General features: G+C 51.8%; 1 protein-coding gene. It reads right to left on the reverse strand.

Annotated elements, in window-relative coordinates:
• The coding region (locus tag R7P74_RS29505; protein ID WP_318124309.1) for an ABC transporter ATP-binding protein at nt 1–514 on the reverse strand (514 nt) is incomplete at both ends.

Below are 514 nucleotides of genomic sequence, written 5' to 3' on the forward strand. Positions count from 1 at the left end.
CTAGTAAGTCAGGTACTTGCATATTGGCGCGCTGCTCTCCAGCGACATCCAGAACGATTTCTCCTTGGTGGAGCATGACGGTTCTGTCACCACAAGCGAGCGCGTCTTTCATCGAGTGCGTTACCATCATCACCGTCAGATCAAACTCATTGACGATACGCTTGGTTAAATCGATGACAAAAGCCGCCATACGCGGGTCAAGCGCGGCCGTATGTTCATCAAGCAGCAATAACTTACTCTCCGATAACGTCGCCATCACCAGGCTCACGGCTTGTCGTTGTCCACCAGACAACAAACCAATACTGTCACCCAATCGGTCTTCCAAACCTAACCCCAAAATACTGATGCGTTCTTGGAAGAACTTGCGACGTTTGGCAGACAGCGCCAGCCCCCAGCCACGTTTTTTACCTCGCATGTACGCTAGAGCCATGTTTTCTTCAATGGTTAGCTCACCACACGTTCCAGCTAACGGGTCCTGAAACACTCGAGCGCATTGAGTAGCGCGCTGGGCAAC

This window comes from Vibrio sp. 2033 (assembly GCF_033339735.1).